Origin of the sequence: Paenibacillus bovis, assembly GCF_001421015.2 — a bacterium.
In the GTDB taxonomy this organism is placed as follows: domain Bacteria; phylum Bacillota; class Bacilli; order Paenibacillales; family Paenibacillaceae; genus Saccharibacillus; species Saccharibacillus bovis.
The window spans coordinates 26,786-51,062 of the sequence record NZ_CP013023.1; the positions used below are offsets into that span (position 1 = coordinate 26,786).

General features: G+C 49.3%; 22 protein-coding genes. All 22 read right to left on the bottom strand.

The window, feature by feature from the left end:
- Positions 1-146 precede the first annotated feature (146 nt).
- Complete coding sequence (locus AR543_RS00135; RefSeq protein ID WP_060530703.1) at positions 147-1,013, bottom strand: ABC transporter ATP-binding protein; 867 nt, start codon at positions 1,011-1,013, stop codon at positions 147-149.
- 221 nt (positions 1,014-1,234) lie between these two features.
- Positions 1,235-2,260 (bottom strand): FecCD family ABC transporter permease, encoded by a 1,026-nt coding sequence (locus tag AR543_RS00140; protein WP_060530704.1) that lies wholly within the window; start codon positions 2,258-2,260, stop codon positions 1,235-1,237.
- A complete protein-coding gene (locus tag AR543_RS00145; RefSeq protein ID WP_060530706.1) occupies positions 2,257-3,312 on the bottom strand; it encodes a FecCD family ABC transporter permease in 1,056 nt (351 codons plus the stop codon). The genes AR543_RS00140 and AR543_RS00145 overlap by 4 nt, the downstream gene beginning before the upstream one ends.
- A gap of 660 nt (positions 3,313-3,972) precedes the next feature.
- A complete protein-coding gene (glsA, locus tag AR543_RS00155) occupies positions 3,973-4,914 on the bottom strand; it encodes a glutaminase A (RefSeq protein WP_060530717.1) in 942 nt (313 codons plus the stop codon).
- A 372-nt stretch (positions 4,915-5,286) separates the two neighbouring features.
- On the bottom strand, positions 5,287-5,763 hold the full coding sequence (locus AR543_RS00160; RefSeq protein WP_060530719.1) for a DMT family transporter: 477 nt from the start codon (positions 5,761-5,763) through the stop codon (positions 5,287-5,289).
- A gap of 83 nt (positions 5,764-5,846) precedes the next feature.
- Positions 5,847-6,272, bottom strand: coding sequence for a DMT family transporter (locus AR543_RS00165; RefSeq protein ID WP_060530720.1), 426 nt, complete (start codon positions 6,270-6,272; stop codon positions 5,847-5,849).
- Positions 6,273-6,622: 350 nt separating this feature from the next.
- Entirely contained in the window at positions 6,623-8,281 is a 1,659-nt protein-coding gene (locus AR543_RS00170; RefSeq protein WP_060530723.1) for a DEAD/DEAH box helicase, read from the bottom strand.
- Positions 8,282-8,479: 198 nt separating this feature from the next.
- A complete protein-coding gene (locus tag AR543_RS00175) occupies positions 8,480-9,928 on the bottom strand; it encodes a SulP family inorganic anion transporter (protein WP_060530724.1) in 1,449 nt (482 codons plus the stop codon).
- Positions 9,929-10,371: 443 nt separating this feature from the next.
- On the bottom strand, positions 10,372-12,042 hold the full coding sequence (locus AR543_RS00180) for an ABC1 kinase family protein (RefSeq protein WP_060530726.1): 1,671 nt from the start codon (positions 12,040-12,042) through the stop codon (positions 10,372-10,374).
- 1 nt (position 12,043) lies between these two features.
- Entirely contained in the window at positions 12,044-12,367 is a 324-nt protein-coding gene (locus AR543_RS00185; protein WP_060530728.1) for a phasin family protein, read from the bottom strand.
- Positions 12,368-12,557: 190 nt separating this feature from the next.
- Positions 12,558-13,232: a ThuA domain-containing protein gene (locus AR543_RS00190; RefSeq protein WP_060530730.1), complete on the bottom strand. Its 675-nt coding sequence runs from the start codon at positions 13,230-13,232 to the stop codon at positions 12,558-12,560.
- 218 nt (positions 13,233-13,450) lie between these two features.
- On the bottom strand, positions 13,451-13,777 hold the full coding sequence (locus AR543_RS00195) for a hypothetical protein (RefSeq protein ID WP_060530732.1): 327 nt from the start codon (positions 13,775-13,777) through the stop codon (positions 13,451-13,453).
- A 394-nt stretch (positions 13,778-14,171) separates the two neighbouring features.
- Positions 14,172-14,501: a hypothetical protein gene (locus AR543_RS00200; protein WP_060530734.1), complete on the bottom strand. Its 330-nt coding sequence runs from the start codon at positions 14,499-14,501 to the stop codon at positions 14,172-14,174.
- Between the two features lie 11 nt (positions 14,502-14,512).
- Positions 14,513-15,214: a pirin family protein gene (locus AR543_RS00205; RefSeq protein WP_060530737.1), complete on the bottom strand. Its 702-nt coding sequence runs from the start codon at positions 15,212-15,214 to the stop codon at positions 14,513-14,515.
- A gap of 260 nt (positions 15,215-15,474) precedes the next feature.
- Positions 15,475-17,454, bottom strand: a complete 1,980-nt coding sequence (locus AR543_RS00210) for a methyl-accepting chemotaxis protein (protein WP_060530739.1) — start codon at positions 17,452-17,454, stop codon at positions 15,475-15,477.
- A 332-nt stretch (positions 17,455-17,786) separates the two neighbouring features.
- Positions 17,787-18,212: a DoxX family protein gene (locus tag AR543_RS00215; protein ID WP_060530741.1), complete on the bottom strand. Its 426-nt coding sequence runs from the start codon at positions 18,210-18,212 to the stop codon at positions 17,787-17,789.
- 108 nt (positions 18,213-18,320) lie between these two features.
- Positions 18,321-19,205 (bottom strand): M56 family metallopeptidase, encoded by an 885-nt coding sequence (locus AR543_RS00220; RefSeq protein ID WP_060530749.1) that lies wholly within the window; start codon positions 19,203-19,205, stop codon positions 18,321-18,323.
- Positions 19,187-19,603, bottom strand: a complete 417-nt coding sequence (locus tag AR543_RS00225; RefSeq protein ID WP_060530751.1) for a BlaI/MecI/CopY family transcriptional regulator — start codon at positions 19,601-19,603, stop codon at positions 19,187-19,189. The genes AR543_RS00220 and AR543_RS00225 overlap by 19 nt, the downstream gene beginning before the upstream one ends.
- Positions 19,604-19,966: 363 nt before the next feature.
- The gene (locus AR543_RS00230; protein ID WP_060530753.1) at positions 19,967-20,398 is read right to left on the bottom strand and encodes a hypothetical protein; all 432 of its coding nucleotides are present in this window, start codon (positions 20,396-20,398) and stop codon (positions 19,967-19,969) included.
- A gap of 467 nt (positions 20,399-20,865) precedes the next feature.
- A complete protein-coding gene (locus AR543_RS00235; protein ID WP_060530755.1) occupies positions 20,866-22,326 on the bottom strand; it encodes a catalase in 1,461 nt (486 codons plus the stop codon).
- 301 nt (positions 22,327-22,627) lie between these two features.
- Positions 22,628-23,446, bottom strand: coding sequence for a winged helix-turn-helix transcriptional regulator (locus AR543_RS00240; protein WP_060530757.1), 819 nt, complete (start codon positions 23,444-23,446; stop codon positions 22,628-22,630).
- Positions 23,422-23,817 (bottom strand): Fur family transcriptional regulator, encoded by a 396-nt coding sequence (locus AR543_RS00245; RefSeq protein WP_017811044.1) that lies wholly within the window; start codon positions 23,815-23,817, stop codon positions 23,422-23,424. Before AR543_RS00245 ends, AR543_RS00240 begins: the two co-directional genes overlap by 25 nt.
- Between the last annotated feature and the right edge of the window lie 460 nt (positions 23,818-24,277).

Consider the following 24,277-nt stretch of genomic DNA (forward strand, 5'->3'; position numbering starts at 1 on the left):
GACGCCAAATAATGCACAAAAGCCGTCTCTGCTCCGATAGGCTTCGGCAGAGACGGCTTTTGTGTTATTCGATCATAGAGCTCGATCGACGATTTCGGACGACACTGTAGTCCGGGATTACATCTATAATAATGGAGCTATTGAAATTAGTTCTGGGCAGCGGTACGCAGCTGACTGTGCTGACGTACTTCCTGCACCTGCTGCTCGGCAGCAACGGCGGCTTTTACATTGCCTGCCAGCGCATATGGCAGACAGAGCGGCACACCGCTACGCGGATCGACGACAATATCGGCTTCAATGCCGAATACATCGCGCAGCACATCGCAGTTCATGACCTCTACCGGCGTACCTTCGGCGATCGCTTTGCCTTTTTTGATCGCAATCATGTGATGGGCATACCGGGAAGCATGATTCAAGTCATGCACGACCATGATAATACTGCGACCGGATGTAGCATTGAGCTTCTCCAGCAGCTGCAGCACTTCCAGCTGATGCGCCATATCCAGATAGGTCGTTGGCTCATCGAGGAACAGAATCTCTGTATCCTGTGCCAGTGACATGGCAATCCATGCACGCTGGCGCTGACCACCGGAGAGCTGGTCTATCGGACGATCATGGAAATCCATCATCCCTGTAGCTTCTATCGCCCAAGCGATCTTTTCCTTGTCTTCGGCTTTCATGGAGCCAAAGCCCTTTTGGTACGGGAAGCGTCCGTAGGAGACGAGTTCCGTCACTGTCAGTCCTTCGGGAGCCGTTGGTGTCTGAGGCAGGATAGCGAGCTGCTTGGCGACTTCACGGGTAGACTGCTTGTGGATTGATTTGCCGTCGAGCAGCACGGCACCGGCTTTGGGCTGCATAATACGCGCCATCGTCTTCAGAATCGTAGATTTGCCCGATCCATTCGCACCAACCAGTGCAGTAATCCGGCCCTGCGGAATCTGGATATTCAGATCCTCAACAATCAGACGGTCCTCATAGGCAATATCCAGCTTCGACGTCATCAAACGCACCATAGTTCATCCATCCCTTTCAGTCAGCAGCAGATTCGTATTCTGCGCTGCTTTATATAGTAGTGGCCAATCCCGGCAATAGTCTTGTTGCTCTTGTTACTGAAAATGTCTCTGTCTGGCAGAGATCATTTACGCACTGCATCATCATTTATGATAATCGGCAAATGGATATCGATTAGATCTTTATATTTCAAAAAGATACAGGCTTCGTCCGAACGATTCTCCTAGGTTCTTGAACGAGCCAGCAGATACAGGAAGTACGGGCCGCCGATAATAGCAACCATGACTCCAGCCGGAATCTCCGCATTTTCCATTAATGTCCGGCCAACCATATCGGCAATCAGCAGCAGCACGGCGCCGATCAATGCCGATACGGGTATAACATGCTCATACCTCGGACCGACCAGGCGGCGGGCGATATGCGGTCCCAGCAGTCCGATAAATCCTATTCCGCCGCTCACTGCCACACAAGAAGCACTCAGTGCTACGGCGATAATCAGCAGCAGCAGACGCTGCTTGTTCAGATACGAGCCAAGCCCTGTTGCTGTATCGTCGCCGAGTGAGAATACGTTCAGCTGTCTTGCTTTCCAGAGGGCAGCTGGCAACAGGATCACGATCCATGGCAGCAGGGCGAGCACGAATTTCCAGCTACTGCCCCAGATGCTACCCGCCTGCCAGGTGGCGATAAAGTTGAATTCATTCGGATCAAGCTGCAGAGTCAGCACAATCATCAGCGCATTGATCCCTGCAGCCAGTGCGATCCCGGACAGGACGAGTCGTGAAGACGAGATGCCTTTGTCCTTTTTGTAGGCCATCAGGTAAATAATTGCCGCTGCCGCAAAGCCGCCGACCAGCGCCAGAAACGGCATGAACATCGGCGAAGCGGATTCGCGCATCGGATTCGTGACGACGAACAGCACAACCGCAAGACCAGCGCCGGAGTTGATGCCGAGAATCCCCGGATCGGCCAGTGCATTCCGGGATACCCCCTGCAAGATGGCACCAGCAATCGCCAGTCCCGTACCGACGAGCAGCGCGATGACAATACGCGGCAGCCGGAACTCAAACAAAATCAGTTCGTCCCGCGGCGTACCGCCACCAAACAGCGTACGCAGCACTTCCAGCGGTGACATTTTGGTAAAGCCTGTATTCATACTGAGCAGCAGTACTATAAAAGCAATCACAATCAGTGCAGCGATCGTAATCGTCGTTCGCACCGTACGTTTACGATTAAAAAGAACCGGATTCAAAAGTTATCCCCCACTTTCTTCCGAATGACATAGAAGAAGTAAGGAACCCCGATCAGGGCAATCAGCGCACTTACCGGCTGTTCGGTCGGCGGATTCAGCAGCCGTCCAAACGTATCGGCAAAAACAAGCAGCAGCGCACCGAGAATAGCAGAGGTCGGAATAACCCATTTGTAATCGACACCGACCAGCGCACGGGCTGCGTGAGGAATCATCAGACCGATAAATCCAATCGCGCCCACGGTAGATACCGAAGCGCCTGCCAGTACCATCACGACCAGTACAGCAGCAAGACGTACCAGGCTAGTACGCTGACCGAGTCCGGAGGCGACATCATCGCCCAGACTGAGAATCGTTATCGACCGGGAGAGCAGCAGGGCCCCAATCAGAGCACCAGCGATCCATGGCCATAGAATATCGACCTGCGCCCAGGTCACCCCGGCTACGCCTCCTGCATACCAGAATGCGAGATCCTGCGAGATCCGGAAATACAGTGCAATCCCTTCGGACAGTGCCACCAGCATCGCGGCTACCGCAGAACCTGCCAGTGCCAGTCGAACCGGTGTCAGCCCGCCTTTGGCAATCGAGCCAATTCCATAGACGAGTACTACACTGACAGCAGCCCCGATAAAGGAAAACATGATCAGCTGATTAAAGCCCATCCCCGGGAAAAAGGCAAAGCACAGCGCCAGCATAAATCCTGCACCCGCATTGACCCCGAGCAGTCCCGGGTCCGCCAGCGGATTGCGGGTCATGCCCTGCATCAGCGCACCAGCAACTGCAAAAGCAGCGCCGACCAGCGCACCGGCAATCGCCCGCGGAAGACGCAGCTCCCAGATTACCTGATGATCCTGATTGGCCGGATTAAAAGCGACAAGTGCCTGCCAGACGACGTCCAGCGGAATCTGCCTGCTGCCTTTGGCGACCGAAAATGCCAGTCCTGCCAGCAAAAGCACAAGCCCGCCAATGATAATCAGCAGCGCTGCATAAGGACGCGACCAGATTTCTTCTTTCGGCGAGGTCTGCCGGCCTTTCACAAACGTACTGCGAGTCATAAGCAAGCCTCTTTCTACATCAGTAATGGATTTTATATTATAAAAAATAGTGGATTGTCTGCTAGATTGTGAAAAAGTGTTGATTCTTCATGATAATTTCATCTATTTAAAGATACTGATAATCATTATCACTTGTCAACCAGTATCGGGAAAAAGCCATCCAAATTTCTAGGTATTTTGACAATTCGGCGGTGTAGGCCTATGAGATTGCGGCTGCGTAACGTTACAGTGTGGTGCGGTTCTGGATAGTGGGAGTTACGGTTTGGTGAGATGAATAGATGGAGTGATTGAATGAGGTCGCTTTGGGCATCATGCGCTGCGGAAAGGAATAAGGGCACGTCCTCGGATGGAGCCCAGGAATCTACGGAGTAGGAGAAAATGTAGATTCCCGGGCTCCACAGTCGTCCTTTGCCCTTATTTCCTTTCCTTCGCTCCGTAGGGATGCATCAATTTGGAATACAGTACTATCAAGCTACGATGCCTCAAATTATGGTTATTGTAGCGGGTGAAGATATAAATAGAGCGACTAATACTGAATATATACAGAATGAGACAGAATATCATTATAATTTGGCAGCAAATCAAATAGAACACTGAGCGAACTACCGATTCATCTGGTAGTCCGCTCAGTGTTCTATTTATCTTTTATTCGTCATCTATTTAAAATAGGCTCCAGCTGAATTCCTTGGACAGGCGCTCCAGCAGGTGAACACCGGCGGTGCTGTTGCCTTTGCTGTTCAGCGACGGCCCTACGACGCCGATACCGTATTGTCCGGGTACAAGTGCCAGAATGCCGCCGGACACGCCGCTTTTCGCCGGGATGCCTACATCGATAGCGAATTCGCCAGATGCATTGTACATACCGCATGTGACCATGAATGTCTTGGCAATTTGCACATAACGGCGCGGGATCAGCTTTTCCCCGTTACACGGATCTACCCCGTCAAAGGCAAGTACCAGCGCCATACGTGACAGGTCCGCGCAGTTGACTTCGATTGAGCAGTGCTTGAAATAAACAGACAGCACATCCTCGACCGGATCTTTGAGCACGCCATTTTGCTTGAGGAAATAGGCCAGCGAGCGGTTCAGGTCGCCTGTCTCCAGCTCGGAGTGGTAGACATCCATATTGTAATCCAGTCCGTCATTGCCAGCGAGCTTGCGGAAAAATTGCAGGATGCGCTGGGATTTATCCTCGGGGCTGTCTCCAGCAATCAGCGAAGATACCGTAATCGCTCCGGCATTGATCAGCGGATTGAAAGGGATACCGGGTTCTACCAGCTCCAGTTTGATCATGGAATTAAAATCATCGCCAGTCGGCTCTTTGCCAACATTATAAAATACTGCTTCTTCGCCATGATCCATCAGGGCCAGGATCAGGGTGAATACTTTGGAGATACTCTGCATGGTAAAAGGAATACCGTAATCTCCGGCTGCAATCGTCTTGCCCTGGGAATCGGCTACGAAAACGCCCAGTGTATCGCGCGCAGCCTTGGCCAGTTCGGGAATATACGAGGCGACCTCTCCCTGTCCGGTGCGCAGGCGGCTGGTCTCCAGCCATTCCGGCAGCAGGGTCTCCATTTGCTCCATATGCTCTATACTCATTCGCAGTTCTCCTATCTATTCAGATGATATCTATTGCTAGCTTAGCATTGTCTTTGGCAACTGCATATTCTCTTTTCACTTCATGGGACTCGAAATGAATCAGTGATCCCGAAAGTCTATATTTTTATACAGCAGGAAAGTCTGCATCTTTATACAGCAGATTAGTGGATGATCTCTAACGAACAGCCATTTTCCGGAGGATGAAAAAATCTCCCGACACCGAAGTGTACAGAGAGACTTTTACTAATGTATTCCATATATAATCGGTGATTCGTTTGGTGGGTAGCTGCTTATACTTGAAAATAAATTCTAACCGCTTGCTGTTGCGGTGATAATTCTTTGTGCATTCTGTTTGTTGCCGGATGAGCAAGGTTAGACCGAAGGATTAGCGGAATCTTCCACCACCGTTTTGCGTCTACCGCCAAATTTGAATACCAGAATCCCCGCTACGACAACGAGTACGCCGATAATTTTGCCAGGAGTCAGCGGAATCTGCTCCAGTCCCAGCCAGCCGGCCGAATCGAACAGCAGCGCCGTTGCCAGCTGGGCAATCAGCACGATCGATGTGGAAAAGGTCGGACCAAGCAGCCGGATACCCTGTACCAGACAGAAGACGACACCTACACCAATCGCACCGCTGACCCAGTACCACAGCTGCATATGCTGCAGTGAAAAAGTCCCTTTACCTTCAAAAATCAGACTCGCTATCAGAGATGCGATAAATCCCATTCCCAGCACCAGCGTAGTGGTTGCCCAGGAACCTGCACGGGCATTTACCTGATTATTAAAAACGGTCTGCAAACTGACCAGAGAGCCGGCTACAACTGCCAGCAAAATACCTAAAAGCATGAGTATGCACTCCTTATTTGTTCATTATGATTTGTTTATTTGCCGTGAAGGAAGCCGGTGATGATTGCTTCGACTCCCCTGCCTTACAGCTTGAGAATGATTACGCCGCCGATCATCATCACGATACCGATAAATTGGGGCATGGTCATCTTTTGCTTGACGACACCAAACCAGCCTCGCAGGTCAATCAGAAAGGTTACACACAGCTGGGCAATCAGCAGCGCCGATACGGTCAGCGTCACTCCTACATACTGAATCGCCATCACTTCGCTATAAATAATAACGGAAGCCAGCGCACCACCAAACCAGTACAGCGGTTTGACCTGCTTGAATCCCTGCCAGCTGCCATCCCGGACGACCAGCAGCACCAGTGCCGCCAGTATAAATCCGGTCAGCTGAGTAATCGTCGCTGCCTGCCAGGTTCCAATATCCTGGCTAATGCGGTTGTTCGCTACTCCCTGCAAGGTAATACATGCACCGCCCAACAGGGCGAATATAATTCCTTTCATGCCGTTATGATTCCTCCTGTATCTCTGTATAATGAACGCACCAAGATCGTTCGGGTTACGTTATAACAAATGGGGATGATAAGATTCCAGCCCTGTCTATTATAAGAACAGCATGTTACAGAATGAAAAGGACATATGTCCCAAGCACACTTTTGCTTGTTTACAGAACGATTGAACCAGCAATACATCGTCCCTTATAAATCAGGCTGGAAATTGTCTATTTCTATGCGTTCACTTCTTATCCCGACAGCTAAAACAGCCCCTTATATCGACAAGGGGCTGCCTTTTAGTTATTCAAATCAGCGTATGTCTATCATCTATTGGTGATCGGACATACGACCCATTCATCATTAACGTCTGCCACCACGGCGTCCACTATCGGATTTACGGCTGGATTGGCTGGAACGATTGCCACCCTGACGAGAGGACGAGCCGCTTCCTTGGCGGGAAGATGCGCTGCTGCCGCCTTTACCTGCAGATTTGCCGTATTCGCGAGTACGACCGGCTGTGCTGCTATTTCCGCCAGAGCCTTTTGCTGCTTTGGAAGAATCACGGCGGAAAGCACCTGCTTCATCCGTACGACGCGCCATGGCATCGCTCATGCCGACAGTTTTGGCCGGACGGGATGCATTTTCACTGCGCTTGTTCTTGCCACCCGAGCGCGCGCTATTGCCTGCCGTACTGCCAGCGCTGGATGCTGGACGATCGGAAGAACGTACACCGCTGCCGCGTCTGCCGCCGGAACGACCGGATGGCTCGTCACGATAGCTGCCGCGTGCTTCACGGCGTCCATTCTCGCTGCGTTTGTTTTTGCCGGTACGGCCGCCTGTACGCTCGGCTTTTGGACGAACATTGGACAGCAGTTCGCCGGAATCCTCGGATTGTGCAGATGTTTTGGAAATTTCGCGTGGCAGCTTTTGAGCGGTCTGACGCTCGATTTGCTCCAGTTCCTGACGATCATGCGGCGTTACGAAAGTAATCGCACGGCCTTTTTCTCCGGCACGACCGGTACGGCCGATACGGTGAATATAATATTCCACATCCTGCGGAATGTCGTAGTTAAATACATGGGTAATACCTTCAACGTCGATACCGCGTGCAGCGACATCGGTAGCAACGAGCAGCTGCAGCTTGGCATCACGGAAAGCTTTCATTACCTGCTCCCGCTTGTTCTGGGACAGATCCCCGTGCAGTTCATCCGACGCGTAGCCCATTTCCTGCAGTTCTGCATTCAATGCAGCGGCACGGCGCTTGGTCCGGCAGAAAATAACGGCCAGATACGGACGTTCCCGCTCAATATATTCACGCAGTGCAGCCAGTTTGCCGCGTGGTGTACATTCCACCACCAGCTGACGGATCAGCTTGAGCGGTACCGTTTCTTCAGTACCCACACGGAAATCACGCGGTTTGCGCATATACTGGGCGGACAGACGACGGATACCATCCGGCATAGTTGCAGAGAACAGCATCGTCTGACGGGATGGAGAAGTCGCCATAATGATCTGCTCCACTTCTTTGAGGAAACCCATATGCAACATCTGATCGGCTTCATCCAGTACGAGGGTACGGATCTTGGTCATATCCAGCGTACCACGGCCCATATGGTCGAGCAGTCGTCCCGGTGTACCTACGACCAGATGACAGCCACCTTCCAGCTTGCGCAGCTGACGCTCTACATCCTGACCGCCATAGGCAGCGAGAATACGCACGCCTTCGTAAGCATCGGCCAACTTGCGCGCTTCTGTCGCAATCTGCAGCGCCAGCTCGCGTGTAGGTGCAACAACAAGCGCCTGTGGTGCGCCCGTTACATTCAGGTTTAACTTTTCAAAAATAGGCAGCAAAAAGGCCAGCGTCTTACCGGTACCTGTCTTCGCCTGTACAATTGCATCTTCTCCGTTCATCAGTGCAGGAATAGAAGCTTCCTGAACTTCGGTCGGCTGGGTGATTCCGTTAACGGCCAGCAGTTCAATCGCTGCTGACGAAATGCCGAATGAGTTAAAATTTTTCAATGATTTCACCTGTCTTATTCATAATATTATTCTTGCAGCACTCGTAAAAAGAAGCACCGGCGTGATACCGATGCTTCTGTATCTGTACGTCACAGACACCTTTATGATCATCCGCAGCCTCACACCGGCTGCAGTCTGAGATTCCCGACCATTCTAACGACAGCTATAGCGTCAATATAACGTTTATTTCCCGCCGCGTCAATGCCCGGAAGCGGCGGAACTACGGAGTTTTTCGTACAATTGGCGGCTTTCTTCATTCAGACCGCGAATATGCACCTGCTTGCCCAGCTGCTCGTATTTTTCCTTGAGCTTGCCGATCCCGATGACAGCCGAGTGATCCCAGATATGGGACCCGGCAAAATCAATCGTAATCTGCTCCGGATCTTTTGTTGGTACGAAGTGATCCACGAATTGGCTCATCGTACCGAAGAACATTTGGCCGCGTACCTGGTAGACCCGATGTGCAGACGTGGAATCCTGAGCTTCGGTAATATGCAGTTGTGACATTCTCCAGCCAAACCGCAGCGCACTCATTACCACACCGACACCTACACCGATGGACAGATTGTCGGTCAATACCACAATAACTACGACCGTAACCATAATAACGGCCTCCGCGAGCGGAATCTTGTGGATCGTCAGCAGAGAATTCCAGCTGAACGTACCGATTGAGACCATGATCATAACGCCAACTAGCGCCGCCATCGGCACCTCGCGTACGATTGTACCCAGTACAACGAGCAATACAAGTAAAAAGGCACCGGCGATAAACGTCGACAATCTGCCGCGTCCACCGGATTTGACGTTAATAACCGATTGACCGATCATGGCACAGCCCGCCATTCCGCCAAAAAATCCGCTTACGATATTCGCCAGTCCCTGACCCTGCGCTTCGCGGTTCTTGTCGCTGCGCGTCTCGGTCATCTCATCGACAATCGTTGCTGTCAGCAGCGATTCCAGCAGACCAACAAAAGCAATCGAGATCGAATACGGCAGCACCGTAATAAACAGATCCCAGCCCAGCGGTACAACCGGCAGATGGAAAAATGGAAGCTGATTGCTCAGTTCACCCATATCGCCTACTGTACGAACATCCAGATGCAGGAAGTAGGTTAGCAGAGAAACGATAATAATCGCTACCAGCGGTGCCGGTACTGCCTTGGTGAACAGCGGCAGGATATAGATAATGGCCAGTGTTAGGGCGACCAGTGCATACATCAGCCAGTTGGCGCCGACAAACTGTGGTAGCTGCGCCGAGAAGATCACAATTGCCAGCGCATTAACGAACCCCGTCATGACCGACTGCGGAATAAAGGTAATAAATCGCCCGATCCTAAGCCAGCCGAGTATGATCTGGAAAATCCCTGCCAGAATCGTGGCAGCAAATAAGTACTCCACGCCGTGCTTGGCAACTAGCGTACCGACCAGCACAGCAATCGCTCCGGTAGCCGCCGAGATCATACCCGGCCGACCACCTGCAAACGAAATAACAACAGCGATACAAATAGAAGCGTACAGGCCGACCATCGGATCGACTCCTGCAATAATCGAGAAGCCTATTGCTTCCGGTATAAGGGCCAGGGCTACAGTAATTCCCGCCAGTACATCAGGACGGATATTACCGAACCATTGCTGCTTGTAATTCATGATTATCCTCTTTCAGACATGTGACAACCATCCGGTTGAATAGGTACATTTCCGGACAATACTGACCAGATGAAGCACAGTGCTTGTTTGATTTGTAATAGCTCCCCTCTCGCAGGGCAGCCGGGTCCGTGGCAAAGATAGATTTTCATTATAACCAATTTTAAACAATGTCTCTACTATTAATTGCTATATTACCGGATAAATAAATATGTAAACGTAATCATTTCTGCAAAATAAAAACGCCTTGTCCGAAAAGGCAGTAAACTTCATACTGCTCGTTCGGACAAAGCGTAATCATGTATTAAAACAAATACTGACCCTGTAAAGTAAGGCTGGATGACATACAGAATGGCAATAGACTGCTAGCGTTCTGCCGCCTTCTCACCCTGCCCAGCCTTCATTTGACAGTCAGAATGCTTTTCCTGCTTCTACAGATCGTTCGGCTAGAACCGCCCTGACCTGAAAATAACAACCAGCAGCCAGACCACCATCAGTGTCGCTATGGCAAAACCAATCTCCACTACCGGCAGTCCCCACAGAATCGGTGTGTTGTCCCGCAGGGAGGAGCCAATAATCAGGCCGACCATAATAATACTGAATGCCAGCAATACGATACTGAATGCCAGCCGGTTACTGATCTGATCCATTTTGTGGAGCAGCTCTCCGAGCTCCGGCACACTAACTTCCACCTTAAGCTTGCCGGAGCGGATGACCCGCGATAGCTCGGAGGCCTGACGCGGCAGATCGGTCAGAATCTCTACGGCCTGAAAGGCTCCATCGGTAATCCGCTGACGAATCTTGCTTGGACTATACCGCTCACTGAGCAGACGACGGCCAAACGGCTCGGCCATATTCAGGATACTGAGTGATGGGTCCAACCGTTCAATTACGCCCTCCAGCGTAATAAGTGCTTTGCCGAGCAGCGCCAGATCGGTCGGAATATCAATCTTGTACTGGCGGATAATCGCGAACATCTCGTTCAGCGCTTCCCCCAGATCAATCTGCGAAAAAGGCACGTCGTAATACTTTTCCCGTAGCCGCTCCAGCTCATTACGCAGTGCAGACATATTAATATCCTCAGGGACAAATCCAAGCCGCATCACTGCTCGTACCATACTGTCTGTATTTTTGCGCAGCAGGGCAATCACGAATCCGGCCATGCCATTTTTGGTATCGCTGCTTAATCGGCCCATCATGCCAAAATCTAGATAGGCGATTCGTCCATCGCGCAGAGCGAGCAGATTGCCCGGATGCGGATCAGCATGGAAAAATCCGTCGATAAAAATCTGCTGTAGCATGGAATCGACCAGACGCTGGGCAACCTCGGACAGCTTGAGCCCCTGATCTACAATTTCATCAGGACGACCCATATGGATCCCGTCAACATATTCCATTGTCAGTACACGGGCAGATGTATAATTCCAATACGTTTTGGGAATATGGATATTGCGGTCTTTTTCAAAGTTCTGACCGATTCGTTCCATATTGCGACCTTCAATATTATAATCGAGTTCTTCGCGCATGGATTTGGAGAACTCTTCGATAATTTCTTCTACATTATATTGGGCGACCCATTCCAGATGGCGTTTGGCGAGCGAGATCAGATCCTGCAGAATCTCCAGGTCACGCTGTACGATCCGGGATACGCCAGGGCGCTGTACCTTGATCGCTACCAGTTCACCCGTATGCAGCTTGCCCAGATGGACCTGTCCGATCGAAGCGGCCGCTACCGGCTGTTCCTGAAAGCTCTCCAGCATCTCGTTCAGCTCAATTCCCAGTTCTAGCTCGATAATCTGGCGGGCTTCTTCTCCTGGAAAAGGAGGCACCTGATCCTGTAACTTTACCAGTTCGTTAATTACATTTTCCGGCAGCAGATCCGAACGGGTGCTGGCGAGCTGCCCCAGTTTGACAAAAGTAGGCCCCAGCTCCTCCAGTACCAGACGGATACGCTCTGCCAGTGTGCGAATGCCGTGGACATCACGACGCGCCAGCTTCAGCGGAATCGCCAGCATACGGTGAAGTCCCATCTCTTCAACCATATAACCAAAGCCATGACGCATGAGCGCCATGGCGATTTCCCTATACCTTCCGGCATGCCGGATATGCAGAGACATCTTATAACAATGGCGGCTGCTGTTGTTCCTGCTCAGCCAGACGCTTTTCCAGAACCGTAATCCGCTGCTGTAATTGTTCTACGGTTTCCTTGGTCGGAATATCCAGTTCGGTCAGTACTTTTTGGATCTGACCACGCATCCAGTCCTTCATCTGATTTTGTTCTTCTGCACCACGATCCATCAGACGATCAACCAGTGCACGGGATTCGGATGGGGCCAATTCTCCGCGTTTGACCAGATCATTTACCGCTTTCTCTACCTTTTCCTTGCTGACTACAGTCGCACCCAGTCCCAGGGACAACGCTCTTTTGAACAAATCGCTCATCTCTATTCCTCCTGACATAAAGTAAAGTACGGTCGAGGCTCAACAACACTCATCTGCATATTGGCATATTCCGGTAACAACATCCTCACCGGCCCATGGCAACATGTCCATGCATGGTCCATCTGTCTCTAGTATAACGGTTCAGCAGCCATATGCCTAATCCGGTATACGGTGAATGAACAGGAATCTTTTATCCTTCTTCATCACATCCGGCTACCCAGCAGATACTCTGCGCAATCATCGTCCGGTATTCCGGATAATCAAAAGAGGCAGCATGGTGTCCGGGCATCAAATACACGGTGCGTCCCATACCATAATAAGAGCACCATGCAGCAGGCCAGGTATCGCCATTCATCGTATATTCCATCAAAATAGTCCGTTCTGCTCCTGGCAGCAGCGTAAACTCATAAGGTTCTTCCTCCATGACAAAAGAATGGATACCTTTCATAATCGGGTGTCCCGGTGAGGCGATATGCATCTCCAGCGCCCCGTATTCCTCGTGTCCACCGTATTGCGCACCCATCAGCTGCTTGAGTTCATACCGGCTCTCCTGCAACGATACACCGCAGTGGAGTATAAGCAGTCCGCCCCCATTCACTACGTATGTAATAATGCCGGCTGCATGCCTGGGATTGATCTTTTTGTTAAATGCATCCGTATAGACGATACAGAGATCATAGGCTTCCAGACGCTCCATTTCCAGCATGTCATAATCATCCGAGATATGCAGTTCCCATCCGGATGGCATCAGATCACGAATATGATTTTCCACCTGATCCAGCGGATGATATGGCGCGTCTTCTCCATAATCCCCGATCAGGATCGCCTGCCTGGCCTGTAATTTGTTATCACTGGATATACTCATGGTACAGGTAAGTCTCCTTTATCATTAATAGTAAAAAAAGATGTGCCGACAACCCGGCATTCACTCCTGTTATGTCCTTACCCGTATTTCGTTTAAATGGTACAGCTTATCTAAATTTTTATCTTTTATAGTTAGAGACACTTCTCTACTCCATATCAAAAACGGCCTCATCCGATGACTGATGGGCCGTTTGGTACATTACCTATATAGTTGGATAATTATTTGCGTATCGCCGGTTTTTTACGGGCAGGTTTGCGATTTTTCTCCTGTTCGGCTGCGACACGGATCGCTTCTTCCGCGCGATCCTGATCCAGCTGGAGCTTGTCGGCTGCCTGCTGTTTGCGCTTGGCTTCATAAGCCTGGTAAAGGGTATCCTGTATATCCGATTTGCTCATTTTCAGATGGTTGCCAAATGCGTCCGGGAACAGGAACGATTTGCGTCCCACTTCCTCCGAAAACATCACCGTAATCCGTTCGTCATCATTCTCCACTACCTGTCCGACACCAAATTGCTCGTGCATTACCTGTTCATCCTTTAAATTCATATGCTTGCCTCCTGTGGCCGCTACTCGGCCTATTGATGAAGCTGATTGCCTGGATTAATCATTCTGTCTCCGATGCGGAAAAGCTCCTAGTAACGGACTTCATCTCCGGATCGGACCTATACTGAAGTGGCTATCCGCACATCGACAGCCATAGCTATGCGGAGATAAGGGATAGCCGCTGAAAACAGCGTATCAATGTGGTAAAGGCGACGGCAACAGGCCATCCTGAAAAGGCGGTAAGGATTGCTTGAGATACGAAATAGGAGCAGTTCTTCTGAAAATGCAGTGTTCTGCTCCTATTTTAACGATATAAACGGACTTCTCTTCACTCATCTAAAGTGTATCTATTTAATTAGAGCACATATGTTCGAAGAAAGTCAAAGGATTTGTTAGCTCAGGCCCAGTAATCTGTAGGCAGATAGCGGATAACAGCATCCGCTTCAATCGTCAGATCCTGACGATCGGCATCATAATGAACACCATCGGTACTCACATAATACCAGTGCTTCACCTGCGGTCCATCTTCCGGAATCTCGAACCGGAATAGATTCAGCTCGTTTTGAAAACGCAGAATCTCGGTAACTACTTCTTCCGGCGGCTGATGGAACACTACCCGATAACGACCATCCGGCAGATCGGTAAAAACATATTCCAGCGGCTGTTTGTTATTGTTGAGCCACTCGCGTCCGGTAACAGCGTGTTTGATCATTACAGTTTCTTTCATTGTCATCCTCCTCAGGGCAGATCGATCAGCATAAAAAATACCGCTTCCTCGGCTTCCAGCTGCAGACGATTTTCCTGCTCCAGTCGTGCTGCATCCCTGCGGCCAAGTACATCTGCATGATTGAGTCGCAGCGCACCGTGAATCACGAACAGATACGTGCGCCGATCCGGCTTCTGCAGAAATTCAATCTGCTGTCCCTTTTCCAGACGGCTCAGATAAATCGTCAGATCCTGATGGATCGTCGCCTGATTTTCTCCACCCTGACGACTGACGACCGGCAGCAGATGACCACTAAGGGAAGCCGGATTATAGGAAGCTGTCATATAGGACGGCTCCAATCCACGCGCCTCCGGCTCAAACCACAGCTGCAGCAAATTGCAGTCTGTCTCGTTGGAGGCATTATGCTCGGTATGAATCACTCCGGTGCCTGCCGACATACGCTGGATACCGCCAAAGGAGCTTACCGCCGTATTGCCGATATTATCCTCATGACGCAGCTGTCCCTGCAGGACGATCGACACAATCTCCATATTACTGTGCGGATGCGCCCCAAAGCCGTACCCGGGTGCTATCGTATCATCATTGAATACACGCAGTACGCCAAATCCCGTATTGTCCGGGTCCTGATATTCACCAAAGGAAAAGCTGTGACTTCCGCGAAGCCACTCCCGGTCAAAATGAAATCGTTCGCTTGCCGGATAAATTGTGATCATATCTGTCCCTCCCTGAGACCTGAGCGTCAAGATGGCCCATCTAAAAGTATCGACCGCTCTTTGTCGCCGCATATTGGTTGTATACTGTCTATTGTAGTGCACTGTCTCGGCGAAGAACAGCATCCATAATGATTAGCCAAAAAAGCCGCTGCTCCTTATACATATATGGAGCAGCGGCTGCAAGATTAAACAAGCCTGCTTTATTTTGTTATTTATTACATTCTAGCTGTATTGCATCCCCTGTCTATTCACAGACGATTTTACAGTTTGAAACGTGAAACTACATGCTGCAGCTGTTCTGCCAGACGAGTCAGATCGGTAGCTGCACTGGATACTTCCTCCATGGAGGCCAGCTGCTGCTGGGCGGCTGCAGAGATTGTCTCTGTATTGCTCGCCGATTGATCCGAGATGCTGGCAATTTGCTCGATAGAAGCTACAACCGCATCGGCTTCAATGTTCAGCTGATCTGTTGCACCGGATACATCGTCCATTTTGCTGGATACCGCTTTGATCGAACGATTGATTTTGGAGAAGGAACGACCAGAGGTATCAACAGCGAGAATACCGCCTTCTACATTCTGCTTGGCCTGCTCCATAACACCCAGCGACTGGGTAACCACACCCTGCATACCCGAAATCAGATCGCTAATGCGCTGCGCGGAATCGCCGGATTCGGAAGCCAGTTTGCGCACTTCTTCGGCAACTACGGCGAATCCTTTGCCATGCTCGCCTGCTCGCGCAGCTTCGATCGACGCGTTCAGTGCCAGCAGATTGGTCTGTTTGGCAATATTGCGGATCAGATCGACAATACTGTCAATTTCGGAAGACTGATTGTTCATCTGGGTAATAATATCACTCAGTTTGTCGACTGTCGTCTGAATCTCGTAGATTTTCTGTACTACATCAATTACGGATTCATTTCCTTTGACAGCTGCTTTGGCAGCATCCTGCAGCGTTTGGCTGACTTCATTAACATGGCCGGAAATCTCGGCTACCCGTTCCGACATACGCTCGATAGATGCAGCTCCCTGATTTACACTGGTCACCTGGCGTTCGCTGCCGGTGGCCACTTCCTGAATGGCCATTGTGACATGCTCTACCGAACGACCGGTTTCTTCCGCACCGGCTGCCAGTTCTTCGGAGGCCGAGGATACATTATCGGTAGTATCTTTGACATTCTCGATCATCTCGCGCAGACTGCTTACCATCCCGGCAAAGTCTCGTGCCAAATCGCCAATTTCGTCATTTTTGCTCTGATCGATATCTACAGTCAGATCGCCTGCACTAATTAGCGTCGTCGTCTGGCGCAGACGCTGGATCGGCTTCATAATCATACGGATACAGAAAAATACAATAATCGCCGCTACGACGATCGAGATGATCACGATCATAATAGCCTGGTTACGAACTGGCGCTACCGCTGTATCCACTTCACTGGTATACATGGTACCGGCAATTTTCCATCCTGTTGTTGGATTGGTCAGGAATACCATCTGCTTAGGGCGATTCTCAAACGTATAATCGATTTTGCCCTGTTCCTGGCTGTACATAGTCTTCAGATAATCACCGGTTGCTTTATCGCCCGGCTTGCCATTGCGGCTGACTACATAATTCTGATCTTTGTCGAGAACAATAACATATCCTTCATGCCCCACCTGGATATCGACCTGCTTGGCGATATTCTCCAGATTCAGCGAAATGCCCAGTACCCCCGAATTATCCGGAAGCGTACGCGCGATAACAACAACCGGCTTGTTGCTGGAATTGATAACGACAGAGGTCATAACCGTTGTTCCAGGTGCAGCGATGGCCTGTTTATACCAGTCACGTTCACGCGGATCATATCCGTTTTCGTTTTCCTTGGGTACTCCGCGGACCATCAGACCTTCGGGCGTACCTACAAATACATCAATCGCTTCCGGATGCAGCTTGATATACTGTGTTAAACGTGGAACAATTTGTGGGCTTAATCGGCCATCAATCATGGAGCGATCAAATAAACCCGATAATACTTCCGCATCATGAAACTTGGCATCCAGCGAACTGCTTACAAAAGCATTCGCTGTTTTCACCGTCTCATTGGCACTGGTAATCAGCTGACTGGCTACCTGGGTACGGGCATTATTATACATACTGATACTGATTACGAGACTCGGCGCGAGCAGTACAATAGCAAATGCCACAATCAACTGATTGCGGATCGACCAGCGCAGCCTGGATCTGTTGGTTTTCTTACTCATGTATTTCACACTCTTTCCTATAATAATATATAGTGCTCTTTGACCATGAAGAGCTGGCAATAACCCATAATATTGTATATATCGCCCAGTTGAGGCTAATTATTTAGATGATGATCGAAACGAATCGAAATTTGATGAAACTTCGGCACATTTCAGACACTTCATTATTTTTATATCTATTCGATATGTATATTCCGTTGTCAGACGACGTCTTATATAATAAAAAGGAGAACACAACGATCGTGTTCTCCTTTGGATACGCCTATATAGTCTATCGGATCATGCTTATTATTCCGCAGACAACCTGTTATTAACCAATATTACTTTTTTTATTAATTCTCGGCCAGACGACGATTCTGACTGCGTTCTTTGCGCCACAACACACCATCCAGGGACAGCAGTGCACTGCCGCCAATTGCCATCTGCAGGCTTGTGATCAGCAGCAGATAGTTGAACTCGGTGCCCATCAGGAATGGATCACCTTTGTGTGCTGTTACGAGCGTGCCTATAATAATGCAGGCTGTGACGACTCCGGCAATACGGGTGAACAATCCGATAATCAGTGCAATCCCTCCGGCAATCTCCAGTACGGCTACGACAGGAGCCAGCCATGACGGCAAGCCCATACTCTGGAAAAATCCCATCGTACCGCCAATGCCCCCCTGGAACTTGGACAACCCGTGCAGCAGGAAAATCAATCCCGTCAGCACTCTCGTAATCAAAATCCCCACTTCTACATTTCTTCTTGTCATATTCATTCGAACGCCTCCTTGATCATTTTAACACTACACTCTGTAGTGTTATGTTATAAAATAAAGCCGCTTTACCGGCAAATGCTTCTTATACAGCATTTGCCGGCGAGAAAACTACTCAATCAGCGACCATAACAACAAAATACTCAGCAGAATCAATACCGGCAGCGATACCAGAATGGACCACCATGGCAACCGGGGTGATGCACCGCTTTGCGGATCGATAATCCGTTGTATGCGGTAGTTAAGCGATGTATCTGCAAAGGATGAATAAATCATTCGTGCAGGGATTTCCAGTCTGGAGCGGGAGCGTTTGACCAGCTTCAGCAGGGCTCCACCAATACCGACTGCTGTACCCAGACGCTCAATCGCGTAATTGTCTGCCAGAATCTCGCGCGAGATTTTGTAATGCAGCGCCAGTGTACGAACAACCGGTAGAAACCACAGTGCACATGCCGATTGTCTCAGCAAAAATGTCGTCAACGGATCATGCTGGTGATAATGAAATAGCTCATGATGCAGTACCGCCTGACGTTCTTCCTCATTTAAGAGGGACAACAGTCCTTCGGACAGTACGATGCGACGATTAATAATGCCCATGGTCAGTGCCAGAGGCTGCTCGCAGGCGACAATCAGGAATACATTCTGCCCATCGGGGCTATAACGCTCGTTATATACCGCCGACAAATGGTGATTCTCCAACTCGCGGAATCGCCGCATAGCACGGAATGAACCGTACCATTGATCCAGCCCATAACTGATATACAATACAAACGTACACAGAACCAGCGTCTCCAGCAGATGACTCACCGACAACCAGCCGTGTGATTTCATCCATTGATTACAGATGCGCAGCAGGTCAAACGGAATATTCCAGCCGAATAATACATGCAGCGCGTACATCACCATCAGACCTATCGTAAACAAAGTAATAAAAAGCCCTGTCTTCAGCAGTCTTTCGGAACGACGATGCCACCATTCTACGCGTTGTTTTTCCATTGTTTGATCTTTTCCTCCAAGGCTTGAATAAGTTGAGGATCTACCTCTTCAAGTATATCCACCATGTGGTTTACAGCGAGTGATCCGAACTCTTCCATTAATTCATGCGTTAATTCCCTGGATTGATGATTCAAAAAATCTGCGCGACTTTCCGACGGAATGTAATGAAAGCTTCTGCCTTCACTCTGTTTGAGCAGGGCGCCCTTGTCCACCAGACGATTCATCACTGTCATCACTGTATTAAAGCTGAGCAGTTTGACAGGCTTCAGTGCTGTCTGCACTTCCCTGATCGTCATAGCGTGATCCATATCCCACAGTACATTCATTACCTGTGCTTCCAGTGGACCAAAAAAGCGATCCATTCCTGTAGCACCCACTTTGAAGTTTTGTATTTTCATCTTAATCTGCGCCACCTCACACTACACATTGTAGTGTAATCATTTAAATCAAGTCAAATTTCAATACCTAATTGTATATTATCATATTATGCGTATCAGTCTACAGGTTTTTAACAATTGATACCTGCAAATTTACATTAAAATAACGAAGTTAACCCTCTACTCTACTTCATTTAGCGTTGTTATACGCAAAATATACTTAAAATAAAACTTAAAATTTTTTCCATATAAACCATGTAGATTTCCGGCAAAATAACAAAAGCGCGGAGATTGTCTGCCTCCGCGCAATATACTATCTGGTCTATAGCTGTCTCCTTGACAGGCTCAGACACCAGTCTCGTCATTTATAACCAGGCTATTTATTTAGCGTTCATCGGTCCAGACGACCGTCAGTTCCATCAGACCATTCGTATCTGCCGCCGGCACGGCTGTCAGAATCCAGCTCTGTCGGGAGACGTTGTTGGTACCCTGAATAACCATTTTTTGCTCGCTCAGTGTCTCGATAGCGTCCGGCATATCGTGCTCACGGAAGTACTCGCTGTAGGTCTTGGCCAGTGTCTCCATACTCAACCGGGTCTGGAAAGTAAACAGGACGAATTTCTCTTGGTCACTGCTGTTCTGTACGGCCGTTACTGTCAGTGCATCGTCCGGAACAGGGAAACTGGCCGGCAGATTCAGAGGCCGCTGCTGAATCCCTGTCCGCACCGGCTCTGCCGATGCATAACCTGTTGCACTACCGATCATCATCAACATAACTACCATACCGCATATCCCCAGGCTCCATAATTTCCTCATGATACACCTCTCCTTTGCTGTTGCAATCATCCTCTTGGGCTTACAACATTCCGGCAAAGTATGGCCTTCACCACAATTTCCTTTCCACGTGTATCTCTCTGGATGGAATAGATCCCGGCAGACAGCAGGGCATTACGGAAGGAGATAAGACAGGAGGAAGCACACACTATCTCGTACTCATAGTATTGCTTCCTCCTGCTGTATATATAATGGCCTGGGTGGCCTTGGCCGCTGCGGCTTACGGGTTCAGGCAGCATGTACGGTGACCGTCATTCTGCGTTATTTCCCGGCTGATTGCGCCGCAGACAGTGAAAAATATGAGCTTGTTGAACAGCTCCGTATCATCTGCATCGTGTAGAGCGATTCAACAGGCTGTATATAAAAGCATCCTGCCGGTGTAGACTACAGGGAATGTATACGCCCTGCAGCTATAAAAAGCAGGCTGCTGGATAACGGTACAGCATTCATCAGGAACGCATCTGGGACATGAATTCGCTGATATCCACGCCGAGTCCCTGAGCGAGACGCATACCGTATTCACGGTCTGCACGGATAAAGTTACAGATCGCGCGCAGCTGGATATCCTTTTTCACTCCCTGTAAATCATTAACCAGATTTTGAAGTAAATTATCTCTTTGCTGCGCATTATAGGAACGATATTGTTCACCTGCCTGGGTGAAGTCATCGGTTTTCTCGATTTGTTGACGGGTTACCTTGCCCTCCAGCTCCACTTCGCTGTCACGGTAGGCAGGATCTTCGACCGGACCCTCGGTATAGCTGTTCGGCTCATAGTTGTACCGGGAGCTGTCCTGATGCACATTCATCAGACCATCGCGCTGGTGATTGCGTACCGGTGCATAAGGGCAATTAATCGGAATCTGCAAATAGTTTGGCCCCAGACGGTGACGCTGTGTATCGGGATAAGAGAACAGACGTCCCTGCAGCAGCTTGTCCTCGGACGGTTCAATACCAGGTACGAGCGCGCTTGGAGAGAAAGCGGATTGTTCCACTTCGGCAAAGAAATTGTCGGGATTCTTGTTTAGTGTCATCGTACCTACCACATGGAACGGGAACTGATCTTCCGGCCATACTTTGGTAGGATCAAGCGGATCGAAGGAATAGCTGTCGATATCCTCGGGACGAATAAACTGTACTTTCAGTTCCCATTCCGGAAATTTCCCCTGCTCAATATGATCGAACAGATCGCGCGTCGCATGGTTAAAGTCTCTACCCTGCTGTTCACGTACTTCATCCGCAGAGAATGTGCGGACACCCTGCTTGGATTCCCATTTGTATTTAATGTAAGTTACTTTGCCTTCGGCATTGATCCATTTGAAGGCGTGGACGCTAAATCCATCCATCTCCCGGTAATTGGCCGGTGTACCGTGATCCGAGAACAGCCAGGTCATCATATGTGTAGATTCCGGCGTCAGGGTCATAAAGTCCCAATAACGGCCCGGATTCTGGATATTTGTCTGCGGATCGGGCTTGAGGGAATGAACCATATCCGGAAACTTGATTGCATCACGGATAAAAAATACCGGCAGATGGTTGCCGACAATATCGTAATTTCCCTCAGATGTGTAGAACTTCACGGCAAAACCGCGCGGATCGCGTGCCGTCTCTGGAGAACCGACTCCATGAATAACGGTAGAGAAACGTACAAACACCGGTGTCTCCAGTCCCTCTTCCTGCAGAAAAGCAGCCCGGGTATATTCCTTCATGCTATGTTCCACGCGGAACACGCCATGGGCGCCAGCGCCACGTGCATGTACGACACGCTCCGGAATACGTTCACGGTCAAAATGGGCAATCTTCTCGATGAGGTGGTAATCTTCCAGCAGCGCTGGTCCTCTGCGTCCGGCTGTTCTGGAATTCTGGTTATCTCCTACAGGAGCACCCTGGTTGGTGGTTAGACGGTTGTCCATCGTTAGAATCATCCTTTCAAATCGGATCGTTCCAAGTCTTCTCGTGCTCGTCCATCGTTTAGATACAGCCTATCGGGCTGCAGTTAAATGAATTAGACTTGTAATTAGACTTAATTCAAAATCCGTAAGTTTAGAATCATTCTAACATTGCCAACCAGGTAAGTTCATGAGCTCCACATGAGTCTTGGATGAGCCTTGCATGAAGAAGCGGTGAATAGCTTGTTCATACTATGAATCTACAGCCTATCCGCAACTACGCATATTCAACAAAATTCGATTTTTTGAATGATAAACGAAAAAGTTAGTCTGCCAGACGATATCCCACGCCACGTACAGTTGCAATATACTGTGGTGCAGACGCATTATCGCCGATTTTTTTGCGCAGACTTTTTACATGTACATCGACTACATTGCTGCCGCCAAAGAACTGGGTGCCCCAGATTTCGCTCATCAGCTGTTCACGGGATAATACGCCGCCTTCGCTTTCGATCAGCATGAGCAGCAGGTCATATTCGGTTTTGGTCAGTTCGACGCGCTGTTGTCCGCGATGGACCGTCATTTTCTTGCGATCGATCCACAGATCCTTGAACACGATCCGATGCTGGGAATCTTCATCGGCTGCAGGCGCCGCCGGGCGATTCGCGTTGGAACGAATAACACGTTCTACATGATACAGTCCTTCCTGTGGACGCATCGGCCAGACGAGCAGTTCTTCCTCGGTCCATTCTTTCATACCAAGAGCGAGCATCTCCTCGCGTACCAGGAAAATAGACGGTACATGAGAATCATTATCATTTATGCGCAGCTTGGCAAGCTCGATCTCCCCACTGCCTGCAGCGGTAATCATATCAAAAATATACAGGTCGGCACTAATCGCACCTGCCCCATTGTTTTCCCAGCGGTGAAATACCATAACATCAAAACAGCTGTCCGACAGCATACGTGTCAGCTCATGAATACGACTGGGAGCCGGGCTGATAATCACGACGCGGCGTGTTACCGGGCAAGCTTGAACCAGCGTCTCCATTTCTTCGAAGCTACTGCCTGATGTCCAGTTTATAGACGATCCGGAGTCGGAAAGATAATCATTCTCAATTACTTTTTCGATTTGTTTTTGCATTCGGTACACACTCCTTTAAATACAACATGTGCATGATGGACATCGTACCCGGTCTCCTCCGCTACGTCAGCGTACCATTGCAGCGGTGCATCGGTCATGACTTCATCCACTCGTCCGCAGGATTCACATACAATATGCTGGTGATCATCCATTTTGCCATCGTAGCGGCTAGCGGTCTCACCAAGCTTCAATTCACGGATCAGCCCATTGTCTGACAGATATCGAAGCGAGTTATATACAGTACCATAAGCGAAATTATGACCACGCTCTACCAACCGGTTCATTACGTCAGCGGCAGTCGGGTGATCCTCGGCGTTGCAGACGATTTCGTAGACAGCTTTGCGCTGCGTCGTCAGATTGATAGTTTTCACATGGATCATTCCCTTAATTTGATTTTAGAATAAGTATAAATCCATTTCAAATGTCGGTCAATAGGTTTGCGAATAATACGAGAATGATTCTCACTAATTTTGAATATTTGTCATACTATTAAGTATTAAACGGTTCTTTTGTCCGTGAACAGCTTTTATATCCTGTCGTATAATGTAGAGTAAGACATTTGCAGACGACAGGAAATAATTGCAGCAGGATAAGCGTTGGTTATCTCCTGCAAGATCTGCTGTACCGGATGAATCGATGTATCCAGACCAGCCTGCTACCGGCCTTTTCCTCTTTGTTCTGTAATATTCGTGTTCATGATAAATTCCGGTCATTCTCTGTAAAATGGATTGCTCACCTTGCCTGCATCCGCTATATTTTATTTAAAAACCTGGTAACCTGTAACTTTGTACATAGATAAAGCATCATTCTTACAGACTTCACACCAGGCTA